Source organism: Flavobacterium sp. ov086, from assembly GCF_900187965.1.
Lineage (GTDB): Bacteria > Bacteroidota > Bacteroidia > Flavobacteriales > Flavobacteriaceae > Flavobacterium.
Map to the genome: position 1 here is coordinate 115535 of NZ_FZNL01000021.1, position 6887 is coordinate 122421.

At 33.0% G+C, this 6887-nt stretch carries 7 protein-coding genes; 6 read left to right on the plus strand and 1 reads right to left on the minus strand.

Annotated features, from left to right (window positions below; genetic code table 11):
* Positions 1-18 precede the first annotated feature (18 nt).
* Entirely contained in the window at positions 19-522 is a 504-nt protein-coding gene (locus CHB81_RS20425) for a lipocalin family protein (protein WP_165902251.1), read from the minus strand.
* Between the two features lie 204 nt (positions 523-726).
* Here CHB81_RS20425 and htpG point away from each other — a divergent pair, with 204 nt between their 5' ends.
* From htpG to CHB81_RS20455, 6 genes are all read left to right on the plus strand, one after another.
* On the plus strand, positions 727-2610 hold the full coding sequence (gene htpG / locus CHB81_RS20430) for a molecular chaperone HtpG (RefSeq protein ID WP_089353690.1): 1884 nt from the start codon (positions 727-729) through the stop codon (positions 2608-2610).
* A gap of 199 nt (positions 2611-2809) precedes the next feature.
* A complete protein-coding gene (locus tag CHB81_RS20435) occupies positions 2810-4075 on the plus strand; it encodes a patatin-like phospholipase family protein (RefSeq protein WP_089353691.1) in 1266 nt (421 codons plus the stop codon).
* Positions 4076-4219: 144 nt separating this feature from the next.
* Complete coding sequence (locus tag CHB81_RS20440) at positions 4220-5047, plus strand: hypothetical protein (RefSeq protein WP_089353692.1); 828 nt, start codon at positions 4220-4222, stop codon at positions 5045-5047.
* A gap of 133 nt (positions 5048-5180) precedes the next feature.
* Positions 5181-5897: a DUF4369 domain-containing protein gene (locus CHB81_RS20445; protein WP_089353699.1), complete on the plus strand. Its 717-nt coding sequence runs from the start codon at positions 5181-5183 to the stop codon at positions 5895-5897.
* A 97-nt stretch (positions 5898-5994) separates the two neighbouring features.
* Entirely contained in the window at positions 5995-6342 is a 348-nt protein-coding gene (locus CHB81_RS20450) for a transposase (protein WP_089353693.1), read from the plus strand.
* A gap of 145 nt (positions 6343-6487) precedes the next feature.
* Positions 6488-6887: transposase (locus CHB81_RS20455; protein ID WP_141130432.1), on the plus strand; the 400-nt coding region annotated here is incomplete at its 3' end.

Here is a 6887-nt window from a genome sequence, read left to right on the forward strand (position 1 = left end):
ATTTTTATTTTTTTTATATTAATTAGCTCTTTGAAATTGGTAAGTTACATCCTTAACTTGTCCACCAACATTAATGTTATCAATTAACTGAAATGAATTATCACTTAATCCGGCCACTTTAAGCAAATATCCTGATTTAACATTTTTTGATTTCAATCCCGGGTCTACAATTTTAAGCACAAAAAGCCCTTGATTGTTGATACTCCAAACAATTGGAGAAGTAAAAGCTGTACAGCTTGGCGCAGTTAGAGCCATAGTTCCTTTATTATTATTAGAAATAAAGTTCCATGTACTTCCAATAAAACATTTAGAATCGGCAAGATCAAATGAAGTTACTTTAATATACTCTGAACCAGGGTAAGAGACATTGGTTAAAACCCAATTTCCTTTAAGTGCTACTTGAGTAGGCCTGTCAAGTTTAGTTGATAGTGTAGGTGCTTCTGTTGAAGCGGTTGTAGACGAAGCAGATTTACACGCGAAAAACATCGTGGCGATCATGCAAATGAAAATAACTTTCTTCATTTTGTACATTTTTTTTAAGTTAATACTGACACGTTTAACAGTGATTATACCACAAAGATACAATTCATAGGAATATCTTGAGTTCCAAAATCTAATTATTTTCTTTCAAAATTAACACTTGCGCCATTTTGTCACCCAAAAAACAATTGGTATTCTATTTGAAGAAATGAGAATCATCACATTAAACTAAAAATTAAAATAAATATGACAACAGGTAAAATTAATGTTTCGGTAGAAAACATCTTTCCCTTAATCAAAAAATTCTTGTACAGCGATCACGAAATCTTTTTACGTGAGCTGGTTTCGAACGGAACAGACGCTACTTTAAAATTAAAACACCTAATTAGTATTGGCGAAGCTAAAGTAGAATACGGAAATCCGGTAATCGAAATCAAAGTTGATAAGGAAGGGAGAAAAATCCACATCATTGACCAAGGTTTAGGTATGACAGCTGATGAAGTTGAAAAATACATCAACCAAGTAGCTTTTTCTGGAGCCGAAGAATTCCTTGACAAATACAAAGATTCTGCTAAAGATTCTGGAATTATCGGTCATTTTGGTCTTGGTTTCTATTCTGCATTTATGGTTGCAGAGAAAGTAGAAATTATTACAAAATCATACAAAGATGAACCTGCTGCACACTGGACTTGTGACGGAAGCCCTGAATTTACTTTAGAGCCGGCTGACAAAACTTCACGTGGTACAGAAATCATCCTGCACATTGCTGAGGATTCTTTAGAATTTTTAGAAGATTCTAAAATCAGCGGATTATTGAATAAGTATAACAAGTTTATGCCTATTCCAATTAAATTTGGAACAAGAACAGAAACACTTCCAAAACCGGAAGATGCTCCAGAAGATTATATCAACGAGACTATTGAAGTTGATAATATCATCAACAATCCAAACCCGGCATGGACTAAACAACCAAGCGAATTATCTGATGAAGATTACAAAAACTTCTACAGAGAATTGTATCCAATGCAATTTGAGGATCCGTTGTTCAACATTCATTTAAATGTGGATTACCCGTTTAACTTAACCGGAATTTTGTATTTCCCTAAGTTAGGCTCAGACATGCAAATTCAAAAAGATAAAATTCAATTGTACCAAAACCAAGTTTACGTTACAGATAACGTAGAAGGAATTGTACCTGAATTTTTGACAATGTTAAAAGGTGTTATTGATTCACCGGATATTCCTTTGAACGTTTCTCGTTCTGGCTTACAAGCTGATGGTGCAGTTAAGAAAATTTCGAACTACATTACTCGTAAAGTTGCTGATAAACTGAAAGCTTTATTCAACGAAAACCGTGCTGATTTTGAAGCAAAATGGAACGATATTAAAATCGTTTTAGAATACGGAATGTTATCAGAAGATAAATTCTACGAAAAAGCTGGTGCATTTGTATTATATCCAACAGTTGACGATAAATATTTTACTCTTGAAGAATTAAAAGAGAATTTAAAAGAAAACCAAACGGATAAAGACGGTAAATTGGTTGTTCTTTATGCAGGAAATAAAGATGCTCAACACTCTTATATTGAAACAGCAAAAGAAAAAGGATACGAAGTATTACTTTTAGACTCTCCAATTATCTCACACTTGATTCAAAAAATTGAAGGAGACAATAAAGATGTAACTTTTGTTCGTGTAGATTCTGACCATATTGATAACTTAATCAAAAAAGACGAAAACACGATTTCTAAGTTATCTGATGAAGAAAAAGAAACACTAAAAACTTCATTAGAAGCATATATTCCAAAAGCATATTCTGTACAATTGGAAGCTATGGACAGTCAAGCTGCTCCATTCATTATTACGCAACCTGAATTTATGCGTAGAATGAAAGAAATGAGTCAGTCTGGTGGTGGTGGAATGTTCGGAATGGGAAATATGCCGGAAATGTACAATTTGGTTGTAAATACAAATTCTGATTTAGCTACAAGTATTTTGAATACTGAAGACAAAACACATCAGGAACATTTAGTAAAACAAGCTTTAGACTTAGCTAAATTATCGCAAAACCTATTAAAAGGAGAAGCTTTAACTGCTTTTGTAAAAAGAAGTTTTGAAATGATTAAATAAGATTTTATAAAAGTCTATCTCTAAAAACCTGCAAGTTATACTTGTAGGTTTTTTTATACTTATACCTAAAAGCATTAAATCTAAATAAACCCCTTCAAAAAATGGGGGATTATCCCCTTTCACAACCAATATTCTTTCTCTAATTTTAATTCCCCATAAAACATAATAAACTGATTATCAATATTTAATTCTAAAAATCATGGACAAAAGAAAATTTACTGAAAACGGAGAAATCTTAACCATTCTAAAAGAATTAAAAGAAGAAATTAAGGATAAAAAATTCTCAGATATTACAGACGCTTATAATTGTCAATATGTGGATTTAGTACAAGAAGGCGGTGGCGTTTTAGGCATTGCATTAGTTGGCTATGTTTATGTTCTGGAACAAATGGGGATTCGGTTTTTAAGTCTGGCAGGAACTTCAGCAGGAAGTATCAACACCATGCTAATGGCTGCGGCCGGTACTTGTGATATTGAAAAATCTGAATGGATATTAGATTGCCTTTGCAACAAAAACTTATATGATTTTGTAGATGGAGATCATGATGCCCGTGAATTTATCGATGCTCTGCTAAGTGATTCCAGTAATTTGAAATTAATATTAAAGGGATCTCAGGTAGTTGATAATTTTAAAGACGATCTTGGTTTAAATCCCGGAAGAAATTTTCACCAATGGATGTCAAATCTTCTTTCGCAAAAAGGAATAAAAAATTATGCAGACCTTAAAGCATTGAGAGCAAAAGGGGTTTCAGATCAAAATCAATTATTTAGAGTCAACAAAGTAAAACAAGGAGACAAAGAGCCATACGACAGACCTGATCATTGGAGCGAGATGGCAATAATAGCGGCAGATATTACAACCGAAAGTAAAATTGTTTTTCCTAAAATGATCGACTTATTTTATTCCAATCCTGATGTTCAAAATCCTGCTGATTTTGTTCGCGCTTCGATGTCAATCCCACTTTTCTTTACCCCTTTTAAAATCCAGAATATTCCAGGAGGAATTGATGCCTGGGAAAAATGGAATGACGCTACAGGATTACGAACCTCAGTCCCTTCAGAAGTAATGTTTATGGATGGAGGTATAATTTCAAATTTTCCCATTGATATTTTTCACGAAAACCTAAACGTTCCTGCCTCTCCTACTTTTGGTATTAAACTGGGATATGATAAAAACGAAATCAATAAAAATGAAAAAATAACCAATGTCGTAAGTTCCATGTTTGACACAGCGAGATACGGTTATGATTCAGAATTTTTGAGAAAGAATCCGGATTTTAAAAACCTGATTGGATACATAGATACAGGAAGTCACAACTGGCTAAACTTCAATCTTACTGATGATGCAAAAATTGATCTCTTTATTCGTGGTGCCCAAAAAGCTGCAGAGTTTTTAAATAAATTTGACTGGGAGAAATATAAAGAAATCAGAAGAGCCAAAAGCCAATACTACAAGTCTGTTTAAAGAAACAGGTCACCTCGAAAAAATAGCCTTCAATAAAAATACGTTTGTAAAATCCTATAAGTCTAGCTTATAGGATTTTTTTATTGCAATTCATTTTTTTTGCTACATTTGAATGCCTTTTATCTAACTTAAACAAATACTACTATGAAAAAAACAATGTTATTATTTCTAACTGTTTGTGCAACAGCACTAACTCATATTTCATGTTCTAACAATGACAATATTACCGAACAAACTGATGTAACTACAGTAGGAGCATCTGTTGCAATTGATGCAGCAAACGAAATGGACGTTAATACAGGGTTGCTCGTAACAAAGCCAACTGCTTCAACAGGAAAAACAACTGAAACTCCAACATCAGGAATTTGCGCCACTATTACGGTTACACCAACTACAGATACTTACCCAAAAGTATTTATTGTTGATTTTGGATCCACTGGTTGCACGACAAACCAACTTACACGAAAAGGAAAATTAAAAATTACACTTTCTGGTCCTGTAACTACCACGGGAAGCAAAATGACTATTGAAAGAATCGATTATTCTATCAATGGATTAAAACTTGAAGGAACTATAGAATACACAAACACTACAACAGTTCCAACAGTACCACAATGGACTAGAAAAGTAACAAACGGAAAATTGACTGATACACAAGGAAGAGTTTTTACAAACTCAGGTATACATACTGTAAAACAAACCGCAGGTGCTGACACTCCTTTTTTATTAGACGATAATGTATATGAAATGATCGATGGAAATCACACCGTAACTTCTGAAAAAGGAGGAACATTAACTTTGACTGTTCTGGAAACATTGATAAAAAAATATTCTTGTACGTTTGTTTCTAAAGGAAAACTAAAAGTCCAGGGAGGTGCCTTAAATGGAGTTATTGATTTTGGAAACAATGATTGTGACAGCAAATACACCTATACTCACGAAAATGGAACCGTATTTAATTTAGGAATGTAAAAGAATTTTCTTCTATAAATAACATAAATCCCAATCTATTTCTAGATTGGGATTTATTTTTTTGCAAAATTTAACAACTACTTCTATACATTCAAACTATTTTCTTTATTTTGCAGCAAAATCTAAAAACCCAATGAAAAAATCAATTATTGCCTTTGTTACGCTCGCAGTATTAGCATCTTGTAACAAAAAAGAATCAACTACTGACAACTTACATATTACCGGAAATATTAAAGGATTAAAAAACGGAACTTTATATATTCAAAGAATTGTTGACACTTCGCTTGTTGCTATTGACAGCATCAAAATAGACGGAAACTCAGCATTTGAAAGCAACATTAAATTAGAATCTCCAGAGATGTTGTATTTGTTTCTAGATCGCGGAGTAACCAATTCATTAGACAATAACATTTTATTTTTTGCAGAACCTGGAAATATCAATATCGATACCAATCTGGATAATTTTATCTATAATGCTAAAATCACCGGATCTAAAAATCAGGAATTATACGAGCAATATCAAAAAATAAATTCTCGTTTTATTGATGAAAATCTCTCAATGGTTGAAGCCAGATTTAAAGCAATAAAAAGACAAGATCAAAAAGCGATTGATAGTCTTAATGCTAAACAAGAATCAAATATCAAAAGAAAATATCTATACGCTACAAACTTTGCCATTAACAACAAAGATCACGAAATTGCACCTTATATTGCTTTAGCAGAGATTTATGATATCAATATCAAATTCCTTGATACCATTCAAAAATCGATGACTCCAAAAGTAGCGCAATCACTTTACGGAAAAAAGTTAACCAAATATATTGCTGATATAAAAAAGGAGCAAAAATAATTTTTTATAATTACGATAAAACAAAAAAAGGATCAAGAACAAAACCTGGGGAGGAATGTCGAAATAAAATTAGAAATTTGCAATCTAAGAATTTGATATGACTCCTATAGATCTTTTAAAATTTATGCTTCCTGATTTTTTAGTAGAACACTTTGAAGTAGTTTCTACCACTAACACAGAGGAAGTATTACATCTTTATTTTGAAGAAAAAATAAAACCTCCACAAGAGTTTAATGCCTTCGAACTTGTTTCTAAGGGCTTTGTGGATGAGATTACTATTCAGGATTTTCCCCTAAGAGGTAAATTTGTGTATTTACATATCAAAAGGCGTCGTTGGACTAATAAAAGCACCGGAGAAATTATCAAAAGAGACTGGACTTTAGTAGCTAAAGGAACACGCATGACCCAAGAGTTTGCGGCTTTTTTAAAAGAAATTAATCGATAACAGCGCTACAGATTGTCATACCATTGGAGGATTCTTTGGAGTCAACGGTAAAAAACTCCAAAGACAGTACAAAAAATACCTGAGTTCCTTTATAAGCTGGGCTCCACGCGAACATGCACACCAATGGATTATTTACCCTGAAAATATGGGTACCCATTTATCTATTGACGAAGTAGCATTGTCCCAGGGTGAACTTTATACTATTTTAACCAATAAGAAATTCAAAGGTAAAAAAGGATCTTTGGTAGCTATTGTTGCCGGAACCAAAGCTGATCAGGTAATAGAGCACCTCTGTAAGATCGATTACAGGAAGAGGTCTTTTGTCAAAGAAATAACACTTGACATGGCAAATTCTATGAAATTAATCTCAAAGAGATGCTTCCCTAAAGCAATACAGGTCACTGACAGATTCCATGTCCAAAAATTAGCTTTGGAAGCATTACAAGAAATTAGAATTAAGCATCGATGGGAAGCGATGGATTCTGAGAATCAATTAATACTACAAGCAAAATCAGAAAACAAACCATACATCCCAGAGCTGTTGC